The sequence below is a fragment of the Sphingomonas sp. PAMC 26621 genome, from assembly GCF_000251145.1.
Classification (GTDB): Bacteria; Pseudomonadota; Alphaproteobacteria; order Sphingomonadales; family Sphingomonadaceae; genus Sphingomonas.
The window spans coordinates 101,413-120,312 of sequence record NZ_AIDW01000015.1; the positions used below are offsets into that span (position 1 = coordinate 101,413).

Below are 18,900 nucleotides of genomic sequence, written 5' to 3' on the forward strand. Positions count from 1 at the left end.
TGGCCGGTTCGCCGGACCGGCGGCGCGGTTCGTCGCGGTTTTCGCATGGGTGTATGCGCAAATGGAATTTTCCGGGGGTGGTCCCCGCATGTCACACCCTGCGTACGGGGCAGGAGCACGAGCGCGTGGACCTTTCAGGTGTTGCATCATGGGTTGGGTCGCGCCGCGCCGGGCATTCGTTGCCGCAGGACCTGTATCTTAGCGCCGACGCCTTCGATTTCGATCTCGCCGCGATCTTCGGCACGTCGTGGCTGCTCGCCGGTTTCACCGCCGAAGTGAAGCAGCCGGGCGACTATCTGTCGTTCATGGTCGGGCGTTGGCCGGTGATCGTGGTGCGCGGGCGCGACGGGGCGTTGCGCGCCTTCCACAACAGCTGCCGCCACCGCGGATCGATCCTGTGCAAGCCGGGCGCGGGGCACGCGCCGCGGCTGACCTGTCCGTATCACCGATGGAGCTACGGGCTCGACGGGCGGCTGCTCGCGGCGGGGCGGATGCCGGACGATTTCGACAAGACTGCTTACCGGTTGAAGCCGGTGCATCTGGAGACGATCGCGGGCGCTATCTTCGTGTCGCTGGCACTGGTTCCGCCGGATATCAGTATCTTGCGGCGTGATCTGACGCCTTTGCTCGAACCGCACAATCTGGAGCGCGCCAAGGTCGCGCACAAATCCGTGCTGGTCGAATATGCCAATTGGAAGCTGGTCGTCGAAAATGGCCGCGAATGCTACCATTGCGCGAGCGGTCACCCCGAGCTGGCGCGGACCTTCCCGGTCGGCGCTGCGCAATATTTCGATCTGGAGGCCGCCGCCGCGCGCCTGTTCACGGAGCGGATGGAAGCGATCGGGCTCCCAACGGGGCCGGTGGGCGAGGACTGGTGGCAGGCGGTCCGCTTCGCGCTCAACGATGGTAATGTCGCGATGACGACCTCGGGTCAGTTCGCGGTCAAGAAGCTGATGGTCGAGGCGGGTGGGGGCGATGCGGGGTCGCTCCGCTGGGCGGTCGAGCCCAACAACTTCTGCCATTCGACCAGCGACTATACGTTCGCGTTCAATGCGATGCCGGTATCTCCGGGGGAAACCCACGTCGTCTCGACCTGGCTAGTGCATGAGGATGCGGTCGAGGGGGTCGATTACGACATCGACGAACTGACGCATCTGTGGACGCAGACCAACCTCCAGGACAAGGCGTTCGCCGAGGATAATCAGGTCGGTGTGTGGTCGCCGGGCTATACGCCGGGGCCGTACAGCCCGACCGCGGAATCGCTGACGCTGCGCTTCGTCGACTGGTATTGCGCGCGGGCGAGCGAATATCTTGCGCGGGTCCCGGTATGACTGGGCCGCGCTGGCGCTCCGAAACGCTCGCGGTCCGTGCGGGATATGATCCGGCGGGTGCCGCCAATGCAGCGAAACCCCCGATCTATATGACGTCGACCTTCGCCTATGCCTCCGCGCGGCAGGCGAAGGACATTCACGAAGCCTATTTCGATGGCACGGGGCCGGAAGTCGGCGGCGCGGGGCACATTTATGCGCGCCTCAGCCATCCCAATCTCGACATGGTCGAGGAACGGCTCGCCGCGCTCGACGGCGCGGAAGGCGCGGCGGTGTTCAACAGCGGGATGGCGACGCACAGCGCGATCGCGCTCGCGCATCTGCGACCGGGCGACAGCGTGGTGTTCGGGCGGCCGATCTATGGCGGGACCAACGGGCTCTACACCGGGTTGCTGCCGGGCTTCGGGGTGCATCACGCGAGCTTCACCGACGGCTGTGATCGCGCGGACGTGATGTCGGCGGTCGAGGCGGCACTGGCGGCGGGGCCGCTCAAGCTGATCGTCGGCGAAACGCCCGCCAACCCGACCGCGGCGATGGTCGACATCGCACTGCTGGTCGAGATCGCCGATACGGTCGGCGCGCGGACGGGGACGCGCCCGGTCGTCGTGATCGACAACACGCTGCTCGGGCCGATGATGCAGCGACCGATCGATCTCGGCGCCGATCTCTGCATGACGAGTCTCACCAAATATTGCGGCGGACACAGCGACTTGCTGGCAGGTGGTGTCACCGGGCGCGAAGCGCTGGTCGCGCCGCTGCGGCTGTTGCGCACCACGCTTGGGAGCCATCTCGACCCCTATACGTGCTGGCTGATGCTGCGCTCGATGGAGACGGTGCACCTGCGGGTCGAGCGGTCGATGGACAATGCGCGTCGGCTTGCCGAGGTCCTGCGCGACCATCCCAAGGTGGCGAGCCTCACCTATCTCGGTTTCCTTGCCGACGGTACGCCCGCTCGCGCGGTGTACGACAGGCAATGCAAGGCGGCGGGTTCGACCTTTTCCTTCGCGGTCGTTGGCGGTGAGGCGGAAGCGTTCCGCTTTCTCGACCGGCTCGAATTGCTGCGCTTCGCGGTCAGCCTCGGCGGGTCCGAGACGCTCATCACGCATCCCGCGACGACGACACATTATGCGATCAGCCCCGAAGAACGCGCAGCGGGCGGGATCACGCCCGCCACGCTGCGGCTGTCGGTCGGGATCGAACATGTCGACGACCTGATCGCCGACCTTTCCCAAGCGCTGGACGCGATATGAAAATCCTCGACCCCCACGCCATCGACGGCAAGATCCCCGCGCCCGACGAACAGTTCGACCTGATCGTGGTCGGCGCGGGTCGGGCTGGCACGACCACCGCGATCCGCGCAGCGCTGAGTGGCGCGAGCGTGCTGCTGATCGACGAGAACCCGGTTGCGGGCGCGATGATCGGGAACGACGTGCCGCTGTTCTTCGGCGGTCGCGCGACCGCGGCGGTGCATCACCCCGACCGACTGATCGAACAGCTGTTCCGCGCCAATCCCGAATTGGAGGCGGCGTTCGATGCCGGGGTCGATGTGCGGCTCGGGGCGGTCGCCTGGGGCCTGTACGTTCCAAATGCCGCCCTGCGTGCGTTGCCGGGGCCGCTGCTCGGGATCGCGGATGCCGAGGCGTCGCGGATGGTGGGTTTCCGGCGACTGGTGCTCGCGACCGGCGCGCGCGATATCGCAATGGCGTTTCCGGGGTGGGACCAGCCCGGCGTGATGGGGGCGCAGGGATTTGCCGCGCTGTTGACCCGCTACGATGCGCTGGCGAGCCGGCGGATCGCGATCGTCGGATCGGGCGATCTGGCGCTTCAGACTGCTCGGATGGCGCTGGAGCGCGGGATCGAGGTTGCCGGGATCGTCGAGGTCGCGGAACGGATCGAGGGCGATCCGGCGCTGGCCGAGGCGCTCGGGGTGCCGGTGTTCCTCGCGCACACGATTGCGGCGACCGATGGCGGGATTGACGGGGTTGAGCGCGTGACGCTCGCCCCGCTCGACGGGGTCGGCGAACCTACGGTGCTGGCGTGCGATACGATCGTCTTGGCGATTGGCGTGACGCCCGCGACCGAACTGATCGAGGCGGCGGGGACGGTCGCAAACGGGCTGGTGCAGCTCGTGGGCGATAGCGCGACCGTAGTGTCGCCCAGCGACGAACGGCTGCTCGAATGGTCTACCGCGCTTGGCCGTCATGCGACCGCCGAGACGATCGTCTGCCAGTGCGAGGCGGTCGCCCGCGCCGATCTGCTCGGCGTCCAGCCGCCGCGCTACCTCGACCGCCCCGCGCGGCTGGCGACCCGATCGCTGGCGACGCTGCTGGCGGATGGTCCCGCGCACCCCGACCAGATCAAGCGTCTCACGCGCGCTGGCATGGGGCCGTGCCAGGGGCGGCGCTGTCGCGAGCAGGTACGCTGCCTGCTTGCGGCGGAACAAGGCGTTCAGCCGTCTGAAGTCCCGGTCGCGAGCTTCCGCGCGCCGGTCCGCCCGGTGCCGCTGAGCGTGCTCGCCGACTGGAACGAAGACGCCGGGATGACGGCGGGATGGGACGTCTGGTTCGGGATCCCGACGCAGTGGACGCCATACGCCGTAATCGGCACGCCCGAGGAGGCCGGACATGTCACCGGACTAGGCGGGACGCTGCATGTCTGAGCGCGACATGCCGCGTCATGCTTCCGTCGTCGTGATCGGCGCTGGCGTGACGGGGCTGAGCGCGGCGTGGTGGCTGGCGCGCGCGGGGGTCGATGTCGTGGTGCTCGACAAGGGCGTCGTCGGCTGGGAAGCGTCGGGCCGGAACGGCGGCGGCGCGTCGCATTACCAGAGCCCGTTGTTCGCCGAAGAACAGCGGTTGTGGCCGCAGATGGACGAGCTGCTCGGCTATCCGACCGAATACCGGCGCGAGCGGATCATCATCCAGCGCGATCCCGACCTGCTTGAGCATTATCGTGCGGTCGGGCGGATGTGCAACGCGATGGGCTACCGCGTCGACGATCTGGATTCGGCGCAGGCGCAGGCGATGGTGCCGCTGACCGATCATACCTGCCTCGGCGGGATCCATCTGCGCTTCGGCGGCCATGCCAATCCGCAGCGGACGGTGCAGGCTTATGCCTGGGCGTTGCAGGATCTTGGCGGACAGATCCTGCAACATTGTCCGGCGGTGTCGATCGAGACGCGGGGCGGACGCGCCAGTGCGGTGGTGACGCCGCGCGGAACGATCGCATGCGATGCGCTGGTCGTCGCGGCGGGGCCGCAGGCGGAGGCCTTGGTCGCGCCGATCGGAATCCGGTTTCCGCTCGCCGCCGCGCGCGCGGAAATGATCGTGACCGAGCCCGCGCCGCTGATGGCGATCGGTGGGGTCGACGGGAACGGGCTGTACGGTCGCCAGACGCTGCGCGGCAATCTCGCCTTCGGGGGCGGACCGCATGAATGGCTGGCGACCGATCCCGCCGGGCCATCCGCGCGGCCGACCTCGCCGCTGGTGCGCAACCTTGCGCGGCGCGTGGCGGAGATGTTTCCGCGCGCTGCCGGTCTCGGCGTGATCCGGTCGTGGGCGGGGATCGTCGAGAATACCCCCGACGGGCGACCAATCCTCGATCGCCCCGCCGATCCGGGAAATGTCACCGTCGCGACGATGTCCGGGGTCGGCTTCGGCCTGTCGCCCGCGAGCGGTCATGCGATCCGCGATCTGGTGCTCGACGGGGTGTGTTCGTTCGCCGATATCGGCAAGCTGGGCCTCGCGCGGTTCGCGACCCTCGAACCCGACTGGCGCGCGCGGCGCGGCTGGGCGCTGGAGCAGGCGGCGTGAAGCGCTATTCGGCGCTCGCTTTGCTCAAGGCGGGGTTGACCGGGCAGCGCGGCTGGGAGCGGGCGTGGCGCGATCCGGAACCGAAACGCGACTATGACGTCATCGTGATCGGCGGGGGCGGGCACGGCCTGTCGACGGCCTATTATCTCGCCAAGGTCCACGGCATCCGCAATGTCGCGGTGCTCGAGCGCGGGTGGATCGGCGGCGGCAACACCGGGCGCAATACGACGATCGTGCGCTCCAACTATCGGCAGAAGCCGCTCCACGACCTGTTCGATTTCGCGCTCGGGCTGTGGGAGGGGATGAGCGACGAGCTCAACTACAACGTCATGTTCAGCCCGCGCGGCGCGCTGTTCCTCGGCCATTCCGATGGCGACATGACGCAGCTGGCGCAGCGGGGAGACGCGCTGCGCTGTTCGGGGATCGACGCGGACCTGCTGTCGCGCGACGATGTGCGCAAGCTCGTGCCGTTTCTCGATATGTCGGAGGGCGCGCGCTTCCCGATCCACGGCGGGCTGATCCAGCGTCGCGGCGGGACTGCCCGGCACGACGCGGTCGCCTGGGGCTATGCGCGCGCTGCGGATGCGCTCGGGGTCGATGTGATCCAGCAGTGCGAGGTCACCGGCTTCACCCTAGCGGGCGGTCGCGTGACTGGCGTGGAAACCACGCGCGGGCAGATCGGGGCGGGGCGGGTCGGCATCTGCGTCGCGGGAAGCAGCGGGCGGGTGGCGGCGCTGGCCGGGCTCACGCTGCCGATCGAGGCGCATACCCTGCAGGCGTTCGTGACCGAACCGGTCAAGCCGATGATCGATACCGTTGTCATGTCGCAATCGCTGCATTGTTACATCAGCCAGTCGGACAAGGGCGGGATCGTGCTCGGCGGCGATCCCGACCAGTTCCCGAGCTATGCGCAGCGCGGGCTGCCGGTCCGGCTCGAGAAAGCGGCGGCGGAGGCGATCGCGCTGGTGCCCGCGCTGTCGCGGTTGCGGATGGTGCGGTGCTGGTCGGGGACGACCGACATGAGCTTCGACGGATCGCCGATCCTCTCGCCGCTGCCGGTCGACGGGCTCTATCTCAACGGCGGCTGGTGTTACGGCGGGTTCAAGGCGACGCCGGGGTCGGGCTGGTGCTACGCGCATCTGCTCGCGACGGGGACGAGCCATCCGCTCGCCGCACCATTCGCGCTGGATCGCTTCGCGCGCGGGGCGACGATCGACGAGGCGGGGGTCGGCTTCATGCCGCAATTGCGCTGATGCTGCTGATCGACTGTCCCCATTGCGGCGAACGCGCGCAGGTCGAGTTCGTCTATGAGCGCACGCTCGATTCGATCGTGACGCCCGGCATGCCGCCGGAGGTGGCGGTTGCCCGGCTATATGCGCGGGCCAATCCGGTCGGGCTGGATGACGAGCTGTGGCGGCATGCTTACGGCTGTCGGCAATGGATCGTGCTGCGGCGGCACCGGCGGAGCCACGCGATTGCTTTGGTCGTCGCCTATGACCCGGCGCTGCTGCCATGAGTGGCCGGCGGATCGGCGGCGCGCAGGGGACGCTGCGCTTCAGCTTTGACGGCCACGCGATGCTCGCGCGCGAGGGCGATACGCTCGCTGCGGCGTTGCTCGCGAACGGGGTGATGCTGGTCGGGCGGAGCTTCAAATATCACCGTTCGCGCGGCATCATGGCGGCGGGGGTCGAGGAACCGAACGCGCTGGTGACGGTCGGCGAGGGCGGGCGGACGGAGCCCAACACGCGCGCAACCGACGTCTATGTCTATGATGGGCTGGTCGCGCGGAGCCAGAATGCGTGGCCCTCGCTGGCGGTCGATCTCGGCGCGGTCAACGACCTGTTTGCACGGTTTTTGGGGGCGGGGTTCTACTACAAGACCTTCTTCGGGCCGCCGTCGCGGTGGATGGTGTATGAGCGGTTCATTCGGCGGGCCGCCGGGCTGGGCAAGGCCCCGACGCTGGCGGACCCAGATCGCTACGAGCATCGCTCGGCGTTTTGCGATCTGCTGGTTGTCGGGGGCGGTGCCGCCGGTGTCGCGGCGGCGCGAGCTGCGCTTGTGGCGGGCGAGCGGGTGATGCTGGTGGAGCAGGATCGCGGCCCACATCTGCTTTCCCGCGAAAGCGGGAATCCAGAGTCACACACGCAGCGCTCGGTCCCCTGGGCCCCTGCCTTTGCAGGAGCACGGACGGAAAATCTGCGCGTCCTCACGCGCACCACCGCGTCGGGCTTGTGGGACCACGGCTTTGCCACGCTTGCCGAACGCCTCGTCGAACCCGGCCAGCCACCTGCGATCGGCGAGCCCGTGCAGCGCCTGTGGCATGTCCGCGCGCGCAGGATCGTGCTGGCGACCGGCGCGATCGAACGGCCGCTGACCTTCGCCGGGAACGACCGCCCGGGCGTGATGCTGTCGCAAGCGGTCCGCAGCTATATCGAACGGTTCGACGTGCTCCCGGGGCAGCGCGTGGTGATCGCGACCAACAATGATGATGCCTATGCAACTGCCGATGCGGTTCGCGCCGCCGGCGGCGAGATGGTGGCGATCCTCGACAGTCGGGAATCGTGTCCGGCGGGTGGGGATGCAGCGTCCTTTACCGACGCGCACGTCGTCCAAGCCCATGGCGGCGCGCGCGGGCTTACGGCTGTCGTCGCAAGCATCGGCGGCAGGACGCAGCGCTTCGAGGCGGACCTGCTCGCCGTGTCGGGCGGTTTCACCCCTGCCGTCCATCTCCACAGCCAGGCGGGCGGCACGCTGGACTGGCGCGAGGACCTGCAGGCGTTCGTCCCCGGCGCGTCCCCGCAAGCGGTAACCAGCGTCGGTGCGGCAGCGGGCGATATCCCGCCGATCGCGGCAACGACCGCCGAACTCTCCGATCCCAAGCATAGTTTCGTCGATTTCCAGAACGACGTGACCGCCGCCGACGTCGATCTCGCGTGGACCGAGGGCTATCGCTCGGTCGAGCATCTCAAGCGGTACACCACGCTCGGCATGGCGACCGACCAGGGCAAGACGAGCAACATGGCGGCGCTCGCGCGGCTGGCGCAGACCGGCGGCGTCACGATCCCGCAGGCCGGGCTTACGACGTTCCGCCCGCCGTATACGCCGCTGACGCTGGCTGCGCTGGCGGGGGCGGATGGCGGTGGCCACGCCGCGCCCGCACGACGGCTGGCGCTGTGGGACTGCCACCAGCGGCTCGCGCCGATCTGGCAGCCGCTCGGGCTGTGGCATCGCCCGCGCGCGTATCCGGTGGCGGGCGAGACGCTCCATGCAGCGGCGATGCGCGAGGCGCGCGCGGTGCGGACGACGGCGGGGATCGTCGATGTCTCGACGCTCGCCAAATTCGCCGTGAAGGGGCCGGATGCGGCGGCTCTGCTCGAACTGGTCTGCGCTACGGGGATCGCCAAGCTGGCGGTCGGGCGGGGGCGCTATACCTTCATGCTGCGCGAGGACGGCATGGTGCTGGACGACGGCACCGTCTGGCGGCTGGGCGAGACCGAGTATCTGCTGACGAGTTCGACCGGCGGGGCTGACCGGATGGAGGCGCATCTGAGCTACGTCCACCGCGTGCTCGCGCCGCAACTGCGCGTATCGGTGGTGATGCAGCAGGAGCATTTCGCCGGGATCGCGCTGGCGGGCCCGCAGGCGGCGCGGCTACTGCGCGTCGTCACGGGGATCACGCCGCCCGCGCACATGGGGCTGGCGCGCGGGGTGATCGCTGGCGTGGCCGTGCTGGTGCTGGCCGCGAGTTATAGCGGCGAGCGCGCGTTCGAAATCTATGCCGCGGCGCATGACGCGGGGCCGGTGTGGGATGCGCTGGAGGCGGCGGTGCGCGGGGCGGGCGGATGTCCGTACGGACTGGAAGCGCTCGAATTTCTTCGGATCGAAAAGGGGCACGTCGTGGTCGGCGCGGAAGCCGATGGGCGCACCACGCCGGGCGACCTGGGGTTGGGGCGGATGCTGCGCAAGGCGGGTGGGTTCGTCGGCGCGCAGGGGCTGATGCGGCCGGCGCTTCATGCCGCAGACCGGCTGCAGCTCGTCGGGCTGACGTCCGACTCGCCGATCCCCGAAGGCGCGATGCTGGTGGCGGCGGAAGGCGGTGCGGCGCAAGGGCACGTGACCTCGGCGGGGCCGCGCGTGCTGGAGGCCGGATCGGTCGCCATCGGGTTGCTCGCCAGCGGTGCGGCGCGGCTTGGCGACACGCTGGTCGCGACGTCGCCGACCCGTGGCTTGCGCGCGACGGTCACGGTCGTCGCGCCCGTGTTCCACGATCCCGAAGGAGCGCGTTATCGTGATTGATGCGCACGTCGCCTTTGCGCCCGCGCGGGACATCGTTGCGGTCGACCTGTGGGACGGCATCTTGCCAATATTCCCCGGCGCTCGCGCAGTTCAGGTCGAGCCGAACCGCTGGTGGCTGATCGACGCCGGACCGCACGCCGCTGAAATCGCCGAGGTGATCGCGGATCGTGGGGCCTGCACCGCCATTGGCGGCGGCTTCGTCCGCGCGACGCTGTCCGGACCCGGCTGGCGTGACCTGCTGAGCGTCAGCGGGTTCCTCGATACCGGCGCGCACGCCCTGCCGCCGGGTGCGGTCGCGCGGACCGTGCTGCATCATGTCGCGGTAACCGTGCTTGTCACGAGCGAGGCGGGATGCGAGGTCTATTGCGCCGCCAGCTATGCGCAGACATTGGAAGCGCTCTGGCATGGAGCCACCGGGGGGAAGTGATTTGACGACCGAGACGCGACCAACCCTGTCCCCGGCACGCTGGTATGTCGTCACGATCCTCGCTCTCGTCTACGCCCTCAACATCGCCGACCGCTACGTCGTCTCGACCGTGCTCGAGCCGATCCGCAAGGAGTTCGGGCTGAGCGATACCGGGGTCGGCTGGCTGACCGGCGTGTCGCTCGCCATCTTCTACATCTTCGCCGGGCTCCCGATCGCGCGCTATGCCGACCGTGCGAACCGCCGCAATATCGTCGCGCTCGCGCTGATCACCTGGTCGGGGATGACCGCGCTGCTCGGGATGACGCAGAATTTCTGGCAGTTCCTGCTCGCGCGGATCGGGGTCGGGATCGGCGAGGCGGGATGCACGCCGCCCTCGACCTCGATCATCGCGGACAATTTCCCGCGCGGGCGACGTGCATACGCGCTGACGCTGTGGGCGCTGGGTCTTCCACTCGGCGCGTGGCTCGGGTCGAGCGTCGCGGGGGCGATCGTCGATCATTTCCACAGCTGGCGCGCGGCGTTCATCGCGCTCGGCGTCCCCGGCGTGGTGTTCGGCGCGATCATCCTGCTGACCGTGCGCGAGCCGATCCGCGGGCGGTTCGAGCTCGTCACCGAGACCAGCGAACCGGCCGCCACGTTCGGCGAAACGTGCCGCTTCCTGTGGAGCCAGCGCTCGGCGTGGCACATCAACGCGGCGGGCGCGGTGATCTGTCTGTGGGGCTGGGGGATGCTGTTCTGGATGCAGACCTATTTCGAGCGCGCTTACGGCCTGTCCACGTCGGACGCGGGCGCGCGGCTGGGGACGATCTATTTCTGGGCGGGAACGCTCGCGACGGTGGCGACCGGCGCCTTGCTCGCCTTGCCGCAGATGCAGGATGCCAAACGGATCGCGTGGTTTCTGGCAGGAATCACGATCCTCTCGACGATCCCGTCGTTCGTGATCTTCTGGACGCATTCGCTCCGCGTCGCGACGATCATGCTGTGGCTCGTGATCCCGTGCGTCTACCTTTATATGGGGCCGACGATGGCGTTGCTGCTCAACTTCCTGCCGCCGACGATGCGCGCGCAGGGGATGGCGATCAGCCTGCTGGCCGCGAACGTCTGCAACCTCATCATCGCGCCGACGGCGGTCGGCTGGATCAGCGATACGCTCGCGGTACGGCTCGGGAGCAACGCGGAATCGCTGCGCTATGCGTTGCTTGCGTTGTCGCTTACCGGCTTCTGGGCGGGCTATCATTATCTCACCAGCGTGCGGACCTATGACAGCGACGACGTGCGGCTCGGCTTTCCGGGCAAGACGCCGGCGTTCGAGGCATGAGCGGTGCGGCGCAGTTCATCCTGATCCTATCCTGCCCGGACCGTCCCGGGCTGGTTGCGGCGGTGTCGGCACATATCCATGCGTGCGGCGGCAATATCCTCGAATCGAGCCAATATACCGACCCGGACAGTGACCGCTTCTTTCTACGGACGAGCTTCGTATTGGCGGATCCGATGGAAACCGAACGGCTTGCGGCGGGCTTTGACGCCCTGGCCGGTTCCTACGAGATGGACCTGAAACTCCGCCCGCGCACCGCGCGGCAGCGTGTGCTGATCCTCGTCTCCAAGTTCGATCACTGCCTCGTCGACCTGCTCTATCGCCAGCGGATCGGCGAACTCGACATGGACGTCGTCGCGATCGTCTCGAACCATGCGCGCGAAGCCCTTGGCAATCCGGATCTTGGCGCGATCCCGTTCCATCATCTCCCCGTCACCGCCGCGACCAAGCCGGCGCAGGAGGCGCGGATCCTCGCATTGCGCAACGAAACCCGCGCCGATCTTGTCGTGCTGGCGCGTTACATGCAGATCCTGTCGGACGATCTTGCGACCGCGCTGTCAGGCAAGTGCATCAACATCCATCACAGCTTCCTGCCCGGCTTCAAGGGCGCCAAACCTTACCATCAGGCGCATGCGCGCGGCGTGAAGGTGATCGGCGCGACCGCACATTATGTCACCGCGGATCTCGACGAAGGCCCGATCATCGAGCAGGATGTCGAGCGGATCAGCCACGCCGACACACCCGACGATCTGGTCCGCAAGGGCCGCGATATCGAGCGACGGGTGCTGTCGCGCGCGGTTGGATTGCATCTGGCGGGGCGGGTGCTTATGAACGGCGCGCGCACCGTGGTGTTCAGGGACTGACGGTCATGCTGCTCGCGCTCGCTCTTGCTGCCACACCGGTCGACTATGCGCGCGGGGACGCCTGGCTATGCCGGCCGGGCCGGACCGACGTCTGCGCAGCCAACCTGTCGGTCACGCGTGTCGACGCCACCGGACAACCGCGGGTCGAGCGTGCGCCGACGCGGCGACCGGCTGACGTCGATTGCTTCTATGTCTATCCGACGGTGTCGCTCGACCCCGGTGGAAACAGCGATCTGGAGCCCGATCGCACCGAACGCGGGATCACCGAAGCGCAGTTCGCGCCCTTCCGCAGCGTGTGCCGGACCTTTGCGCCGCTGTACCGGCAGGTGACGTTGACCGCGCTGCGCAAGGGCCTTGGCGGCGGCGGGATTCCGGGCGATTTCAACCTGGCGTATGGTGATGTTCGGGCCGCGTGGAAGCAGTATCTGGCGCACGACAATCGCGGGCGGCCGTTCGTGCTGGTCGGGCACAGCCAGGGATCGTTGCTGCTCAAGCGGCTCGTCGAAGAGGAGATCGACGGCAAACCCGTCCAGCGCCGGATGCTGTCCGCGATCCTGCCGGGCACTGCCGTGCTCGTGCCGACCGGGCGCGATGTCGGCGGGAGCTTCCGGGCGGTGCCGTTGTGCCGCAGCGACGGGCAGATCGGGTGCGTCGTCACCTGGGCGAGCTATCGCGCCGGCACGCCGCCGCCTGCGAACGCGCTGTTTGGCTCATCGCGACGTGCGGGGCTTATCGCGGGGTGCACCAACCCGGCGCGGCTGGCGGGCGGTGTCGCACCGCTGGATGCACGGTTCGGTGCACCGTGGTGGAAGGGCGGAGTCGCGCAATATGCGCCGCCGTCGGCGGGATGGAGCGTTGCCGGGAGGCCGATTACCACGCGCTTTGTCGCGATGCCGGGATTGCTGTCGGGCGCCTGCACCACCGTTGGCGCGGTGTCGTATCTTTCGGTGACGGTCGGACCCGGATCCGCACCGGGCCTTGCCGAGGCCATCGCCGGCACCGCGACGATCGGCGATGCGGCGTATCCCGACTGGGGGTTCCACGTCGTCGACATGGCGATCGTCCAGGGCGATTTGCTCGAGGTGGTTCGGCGGCAGCGGCGTGCGTATGCGCGCCGCGCCGGGAACAAGGCGGGGTAACGAGATCTTCGGAGCCTCCCCGGCCTTCGCCGGGGAGGCTGTCGTAGATCAGCCCGGAACCGCCCTAGAAGCTGACCTTCCCGCGCAGACCGATCGTGCGCGGCCGCGCGACCGTCACGCGGCTACCCGCCTGATAGACCTGATAATAGGTCGCGCGCGCGATGTCGGTCACGCGGACGCCGTTGGCGAGGTTGTTGCCGTATACGCCGAACTCGAACTGGCCGATGTTGTACGTCACCGCAGCGCTCAGATTGTGCGATTCGGGAATCGTCGCGAAGCTCTGGTTCAACCCGTTGCGGGTCAGTACGCCGTTGGTGATGACCGTGCTGAACTGGTTGAAGTTGGTGTTCTGCGACGACTGATATTGATAGCCAGTCTGGACGTGCAGCGCGCCATCGCCGACCGGACGATCGTAGAAAAGCTGAAGATTGCCGGTCCAGCGCGGGTAATAGGGCGTGCGGTCGCCATCGAACGCGCCGACGGTCGGAATGTCGCCATTCGCCTTCGAATCATTGTACGACCCGCTCGCCGAGAGGGTGATTTCGGGTGTCGCCTTGACCATCGTCTCGAGCTCGACGCCCTTGCTGGTCACGCGGCCCTTGTTGTCTGTGAAGAAATACGAGCAATCGAGCCGCAACCGGGTCTGCACGTCGCGCCAGTCGATGTAATAGGCGCTGGCGTTGAGCGTCACGCGCCCGCCGGCGAACTTCGCCTTTTCGCCGATCGTGTAGTTCCACAGCTTGTCCGGCCCGAACGTGAGCGGCGCGGCGCTATAGCCATAGCCGCCAAGCTGGCGCGTGCATTGCTGCGCGATCGTCCCGCCGGTCGCGGGGAAGCTCGTCGCAAGCGGCACCGGCTGGTTGCCGCCGCCATAGCGGAAGCCCTTGGCGGCTTCGGCATAGACCATGAAGTCGGGGTCGACATGGTAGGAGATGTTCGCGCGCGGATTGACGCCGTTCGACTTGAGCGTCGCATTGGTCGTCAGCGGCGTGTTGTCGATGACTCCGTAGACGCCGCTTTCGAACAGATAATATCGTTCCTTGAAGTTGAAGTAGCGCAAGCCCGCGGTCAGATCGAGCTTGTCGGTCGCGTGCCACGTCCCGTCGGCATAAGCGGCGAACTGATGCTCGTTGGTATTTTGCAAGCCGGAGAAGATGTCGTTCGGCTGGAAGGCGGCGTCGACGGTCTGGGAATTGTAGAGACCGTTCGGCGTCTTGTAAGGGCCATAGAAGAAATTCTGGTAGGACAGCGTGTCGAACCCGGCGACCGGGATATCCTGTCGCAGGTTGCGCTTCTGCTTCTCGTAGAATGCGCCGACCGTCCACGTCACCGGGCCGCCCGGCTTGGACACCAGCCGACCTTCGATCATATAGTCCTTAATCTTCTGGTCGATCTGGTACAATTCGGCCGGAATCTGACGCGCGAGTGTGTCGCTGTACGCGGTGGGTGCCTCGAACAGCGGATAGGTGTTGGTCTTCGGCGTCAGTGCCGACCCATAATCCTGGAAGAAATAGCCGATCTGCGGTTCTAGGCTCGCATCGAAGCCGATCGCGCGGTCGGTATAGGCACCCGTCACGATGACGTGGGCGAACCCGGCGTCATAGTCGGCCCCCAGCGTGTAGAGCCGGAAGCGGTCGTCGGTGCCTTCGGGGCCGTTGGTCAGCACGGTATAGTTCTTGAGGCCATCGAACGCCGAGTTGAGACCGTTGGCGATGCTGCGCTCGTAGGTGATCGAGGCGTCGACGGTCAGCGCGGCGTCCGGCGTCCAGCGCAACGCGGCGCGCCCTTGATAAGTGCTGTTGCGGTTGGCGTCCTTCTTGTTGCGCAGCCCGATATTGTCGATGAACCCGCCATCGCGCCCGACATAGAAATTGGTGCGCAGCGCCAGCGTGTCCGCAACCAGCGGCAGGTTGAGCATCCCGCGGAAATTGAACCCCGGCTCGCCATGTTCGGTGAACACCACGCCCGCCTCGGCGGTGCCGAACGCCTTGGTCAGGCTGGGTTTTGCGGTGACGAAGCGGATCGTCCCCGCCATCGATCCCGCACCGAACAACGTCCCCTGCGGCCCGCGCAAAATCTCGACGCGCTCGAGATCATAGACCTTGAGATCGGGGGTCTGGCCCTGCACCGAGATCGGCGTATCATCGAGATACACGGCGACCAGCGAGCGGTCCGACGTGTCCGACGTGCGATACGGCCCGGTCGCGAGCCCGCGCATGTTGAACTTGTTGAACCCCGGCGCGCCTTCGGTGATCGCCAGCGAGGGCGTGAACTTTGCGAGATCGGAGAGGTTGCCTTGGCCCGACTTGGTGATCTGGTCGACGTTCACCACCGACACTGCGATCGGGACGTTCTGCAGCGATTGCGCGCCCGAGCGGTTGGCGGTGACGACGATGTCGGTGAGTTCGGAACTCGGCGTGGCGGCGCCATCGGCGGGCGGCGCGGATTGCGCGTGCGCGCTCGTGGAGGCGATCAGCGCCGCAAATGCGGCGGACCCGAACCAGCGTGCGCCGGACAGATATGGCTTGGTACGCAGTGACGTCATCTTACCCCCCAAGGTCGATTGATAGTCGCCGACATGCCGGGGGCCGAGGTGATGGCGCGCGTTTTGCGCGTCGCACATCGTGGCGAGCACCCGGTGATCATGAAGGCTGGATGAATTTCGTTAGGCCGTGAAACACAATATTGGCATGCCCATATGCTATTTTGCGATCCTGGCGATATGGTTTGATGCTCGCCCGTCACAAATAATGCGGGCCGTTCCGTCTGCGCGATCGACACGCTGCGTCATGGCGGCGTGACGCGTTCAAATGATTTCGCTACCAACACGCGTCTTTCCAATAGCCGCAGGGGTGCAGGAAGCGGTGACGAGTCGCGATCGACGATGAGAACGGAAGATGCCGCGAGCGCACGCCGCGGCGCCCGACAGGTGTCGCTGCCGGCACCCCTCGAGGCTTTGGCTGAGCGGGTCGACTGGACCAATACGCCACTCGGTGCGGTCAGCGGATGGTCGCAAGCGCTCCGGACGACCGTACTGCTGATGCTCGACTCGCGCCAGGCCATGTGCCTGTGCTGGGGGCCGGGCCTGACCTTGCTGTACAACGATGCATACGCACCGTTCCTGGGGCAGAGGCATCCCGCCGCGCTTGGATGTCCGATGGCCGACGTCTGGTCCGACGTCTGGAATGACATTGCGCCCTTGATCGATCGGGCGCTTGCGGGCGAGGCGGTGCGGTTCGAGGAGTTTCACCTCGTCATGCACCGCAACGGCTATCCCGAAGAGACGTGGTGGAATTTCTGCTACAGCCCGGCGCGCGACGATGACGGGCGGATCGTCGGCATGCTCAACGTGGCAAGCGACGCCACCCCGGCAGTACTGGCGAAGGGCGAGGCGGTGGCCGAGCGCGAACGCCAGCGGCGCATGTTGCAGCAGATGCCGGGCTTCGCTGCGATGCTATCCGGCCCGGAGCATCGCTTCAGTTATGTCAACGACGCCTATGTCGACCTATCCGGTCCGCACGACTTCATCGGGCGGACTGTCGGCGAGCTGTACTCCAGCCTTGCCGACCGCCGGATCATCGGGTTGCTCGATGACGTCTATCGCACCGGGACGCCCTTTTTCGAGCGCGCGATGGTGGTCAGGTTCGATCGCGTCGGCGGCGAACGCTTCATCGATATCCTGTTCGAACCGATCCGCGACGACGCGAATGCGGTGACCGGGATCTTCATCGGGGGCTACGACGTCACCGACCGGGTCCGGGCCGAGATCGACCAGCGCGAGAGCGAGCAACGCTACCGCACGCTGTTCGAGGCGATCGATTCGGGGTTCTGCATCATCGAACTGCGGTTTGACGCGGCGGATTGCCCGGTCGATTATCGGATCGTGGAGGCGAATTCGGCATTCGAACGCCAGACCGGGTTGATCGGCGCGTCGGGCCGCTGGATCAGCGAGCTTGCGCCCGGTCTCGAGCCATATTGGTTCGAGACGTACGGTCAGGTCGCGCGGACCGGCGAGCCGGTCCAATTCGAAAGCGAAGCAAGTGTGTTCGGCCGCTGGTATGAGGTGCACGCCTATCGCAGCGGCGCGCTCGAACAGAATCGCGTGGCGGTGCTGTTCAACGATATCACCGATCGTCGGCGGGCGGACCTCGCGCTGCGCGAACTCAACGAGACGCTGGAGAGCCGGGTCGAGGAGCGGACCGCCGAGCGCAACGTGCTCGCCAAGATCGTCGAGAGTACCGACGTGATGATCCTGGTCAGCGACCTCGACTACAATGTCATGGCGATCAACCGCGCCAATGCGGACGAGTTCGAACGGATCTATGGCGTGCGCCCCGTGGTCGGCGACAACATGCTCGATCTCCTGTCGCACCTTCCCGAAGAACAGGCGGTCGTCCGTTCGACCTGGGGGCGCGGCCTGCAGGGCGAGGAAATCACGGTGGTGACCCAGCACGGTGCCACAGACCGCGACCGGCCCTCGTATGAGGTCAAGTTCCGCACGCTGCGCGATGCGCAGGGCACGCCCGTCGGATGCTACCAGTTCGTCACCGACGTGACACAGCGCATCCGCGATCAGCAGCGGTTGAGCGAGGCTGAAGACGCCCTCCGACAAAGTCAGAAGATGGAGGCGATGGGCCAGCTGACCGGCGGCGTCGCGCACGATTTCAACAATCTGCTGACGCCGATTGTCGGGTCGCTCGACCTGTTGATCCGCCGCGGGATCGGCGGCGAGCGCGAGCAACGGTTGATCGACGGTGCGCTCCAGTCGGCCGAACGCGCCAAGACGCTGGTCCAGCGGTTGCTGGCCTTCGCGCGGCGTCAACCGTTGCACCCCGTGCCGGTCGATGTCGGTGCGCTGATCGACGGGATGTCGGGGCTGATCGAAAGCACGCTCGGCCCCGCGATCGACGTTCGTACGGCGCTTGCGCCGGGTCTGCCGCCGGCGCGCGCGGATGCCAACCAGCTCGAGATGGCGCTGCTCAATCTCGCGGTCAACGCGCGTGACGCGATGCCGGATGGGGGGACGTTGCGGCTGATCGCGGAGCAGGAAGCAGTCGGCCCGGATCATCCGACCGCGCTTTCCCCGGGGGCCTATATCCGGGTGTCGATCGTGGACTCGGGGCAGGGGATGGACGCTGCGACGCGGTCCCGCGCGATCGAGCCGTTCTTTTCGACCAAGGGGATCGGCAAGGGAACCGGGCTCGGTTTGTCGATGGTGCATGGGCTGGCGGCGCAGCTCGGCGGCGCGCTGACGATCAAGAGTGCGCTTGGAGCCGGCACGACGATCGAACTCTGGCTGCCGGTGAGCGCGGTCGCTCCGCCCGAAGAAGCTTCGGTGCCGTCTGTCGAGGTGCGGCCTGCGAGCACCTCGCCATCACGCGTTCTGCTGGTCGACGACGAGCCGCTCGTGCGGCTGAGCACGAGCAACATGCTCGCCGAGCTTGGCTATACGGTCACCGAGGCCGGGTCGGCGGAGGACGCGCTGGTGCTGTTGTCCAACGATGCTTCTTACGGCGTCGTCGTCACCGATCATCTGATGCCGGGCATGACCGGGGCCGAACTTGCCCGGACGGTCCGGACCCGGTGGCCCGCGCTCCCGGTTCTGCTCGTGTCGGGTTATGCCGATCTGGACGATGTCGCGTCCGACCTGACGCGACTGGCCAAGCCGTTTCGTGGCGCTGAACTCGCGGTCGCTCTCTCTCAGGTCATGACTTAGACAT

At 67.1% G+C, this 18,900-nt stretch carries 13 protein-coding genes; 12 read left to right on the forward strand and 1 reads right to left on the reverse strand.

Features of this window, described 5'->3' with window-relative positions; genetic code table 11:
* Positions 1–179: 179 nt before the first annotated feature.
* The 11 genes from RI03_RS07500 to RI03_RS07550 are packed head-to-tail and all read left to right on the forward strand — an operon-like array spanning position 180 to position 13,180.
* Positions 180–1,331: an aromatic ring-hydroxylating oxygenase subunit alpha gene (locus RI03_RS07500; RefSeq protein WP_010216311.1), complete on the forward strand. Its 1,152-nt coding sequence runs from the start codon at positions 180–182 to the stop codon at positions 1,329–1,331.
* Positions 1,328–2,578: an aminotransferase class I/II-fold pyridoxal phosphate-dependent enzyme gene (locus RI03_RS07505; protein ID WP_010216313.1), complete on the forward strand. Its 1,251-nt coding sequence runs from the start codon at positions 1,328–1,330 to the stop codon at positions 2,576–2,578. The genes RI03_RS07500 and RI03_RS07505 overlap by 4 nt, the downstream gene beginning before the upstream one ends.
* Positions 2,575–3,987 carry an NAD(P)/FAD-dependent oxidoreductase gene (locus tag RI03_RS07510; protein WP_010216315.1) on the forward strand — a complete coding sequence of 471 codons (1,413 nt, stop codon included), beginning with the start codon at positions 2,575–2,577 and terminating at the stop codon, positions 3,985–3,987. Before RI03_RS07505 ends, RI03_RS07510 begins: the two co-directional genes overlap by 4 nt.
* Positions 3,980–5,140: an NAD(P)/FAD-dependent oxidoreductase gene (locus tag RI03_RS07515; protein ID WP_026046536.1), complete on the forward strand. Its 1,161-nt coding sequence runs from the start codon at positions 3,980–3,982 to the stop codon at positions 5,138–5,140. The genes RI03_RS07510 and RI03_RS07515 overlap by 8 nt, the downstream gene beginning before the upstream one ends.
* On the forward strand, positions 5,137–6,393 hold the full coding sequence (locus tag RI03_RS07520) for a sarcosine oxidase subunit beta family protein (RefSeq protein WP_010216319.1): 1,257 nt from the start codon (positions 5,137–5,139) through the stop codon (positions 6,391–6,393). The genes RI03_RS07515 and RI03_RS07520 overlap by 4 nt, the downstream gene beginning before the upstream one ends.
* Complete coding sequence (locus tag RI03_RS07525) at positions 6,393–6,656, forward strand: sarcosine oxidase subunit delta (protein WP_010216321.1); 264 nt, start codon at positions 6,393–6,395, stop codon at positions 6,654–6,656. The genes RI03_RS07520 and RI03_RS07525 overlap by 1 nt, the downstream gene beginning before the upstream one ends.
* Complete coding sequence (locus tag RI03_RS07530; protein WP_010216323.1) at positions 6,653–9,436, forward strand: 2Fe-2S iron-sulfur cluster-binding protein; 2,784 nt, start codon at positions 6,653–6,655, stop codon at positions 9,434–9,436. The genes RI03_RS07525 and RI03_RS07530 overlap by 4 nt, the downstream gene beginning before the upstream one ends.
* Positions 9,429–9,863, forward strand: a complete 435-nt coding sequence (locus RI03_RS07535) for a sarcosine oxidase subunit gamma (protein WP_010216325.1) — start codon at positions 9,429–9,431, stop codon at positions 9,861–9,863. The genes RI03_RS07530 and RI03_RS07535 overlap by 8 nt, the downstream gene beginning before the upstream one ends.
* A gap of 1 nt (position 9,864) precedes the next feature.
* Positions 9,865–11,181 carry a spinster family MFS transporter gene (locus RI03_RS07540; protein ID WP_010216327.1) on the forward strand — a complete coding sequence of 439 codons (1,317 nt, stop codon included), beginning with the start codon at positions 9,865–9,867 and terminating at the stop codon, positions 11,179–11,181.
* Positions 11,178–12,041, forward strand: a complete 864-nt coding sequence (gene purU, locus RI03_RS07545) for a formyltetrahydrofolate deformylase (RefSeq protein ID WP_010216329.1) — start codon at positions 11,178–11,180, stop codon at positions 12,039–12,041. The genes RI03_RS07540 and purU overlap by 4 nt, the downstream gene beginning before the upstream one ends.
* 5 nt (positions 12,042–12,046) lie before the next feature.
* Positions 12,047–13,180 (forward strand): DUF3089 domain-containing protein, encoded by a 1,134-nt coding sequence (locus tag RI03_RS07550; protein WP_010216331.1) that lies wholly within the window; start codon positions 12,047–12,049, stop codon positions 13,178–13,180.
* A gap of 64 nt (positions 13,181–13,244) precedes the next feature.
* On the opposite strand, the gene RI03_RS07555 is transcribed toward RI03_RS07550, so the two are convergent.
* On the reverse strand, positions 13,245–15,725 hold the full coding sequence (locus RI03_RS07555; RefSeq protein ID WP_238542308.1) for a TonB-dependent receptor: 2,481 nt from the start codon (positions 15,723–15,725) through the stop codon (positions 13,245–13,247).
* A 339-nt stretch (positions 15,726–16,064) separates the two neighbouring features.
* Between RI03_RS07555 and RI03_RS07560 the strand changes: the two genes are divergently transcribed.
* Entirely contained in the window at positions 16,065–18,896 is a 2,832-nt protein-coding gene (locus RI03_RS07560; RefSeq protein WP_010216334.1) for a PAS domain-containing hybrid sensor histidine kinase/response regulator, read from the forward strand.
* Positions 18,897–18,900: the final 4 nt, after the last annotated feature.

Excerpts from the sequence above, each read along its gene's own strand:
- RI03_RS07525 (WP_010216321.1), top strand. The coding sequence starts at position 6,393 with ATGCTGCTGATCGACTGTCCCCATTGCGGCGAACGCGCGCAGGTCGAG.
- RI03_RS07555 (WP_238542308.1), bottom strand. The coding sequence starts at position 15,725 with ATGACGTCACTGCGTACCAAGCCATATCTGTCCGGCGCACGCTGGTTC.
- RI03_RS07560 (WP_010216334.1), top strand. The coding sequence starts at position 16,065 with ATGAGAACGGAAGATGCCGCGAGCGCACGCCGCGGCGCCCGACAGGTG.
- RI03_RS07510 (WP_010216315.1), top strand. The coding sequence starts at position 2,575 with ATGAAAATCCTCGACCCCCACGCCATCGACGGCAAGATCCCCGCGCCC.
- RI03_RS07550 (WP_010216331.1), top strand. The coding sequence starts at position 12,047 with ATGCTGCTCGCGCTCGCTCTTGCTGCCACACCGGTCGACTATGCGCGC.
- RI03_RS07505 (WP_010216313.1), top strand. The coding sequence starts at position 1,328 with ATGACTGGGCCGCGCTGGCGCTCCGAAACGCTCGCGGTCCGTGCGGGA.
- RI03_RS07530 (WP_010216323.1), top strand. The coding sequence starts at position 6,653 with ATGAGTGGCCGGCGGATCGGCGGCGCGCAGGGGACGCTGCGCTTCAGC.
- RI03_RS07515 (WP_026046536.1), top strand. The coding sequence starts at position 3,980 with ATGTCTGAGCGCGACATGCCGCGTCATGCTTCCGTCGTCGTGATCGGC.
- purU (WP_010216329.1), top strand. The coding sequence starts at position 11,178 with ATGAGCGGTGCGGCGCAGTTCATCCTGATCCTATCCTGCCCGGACCGT.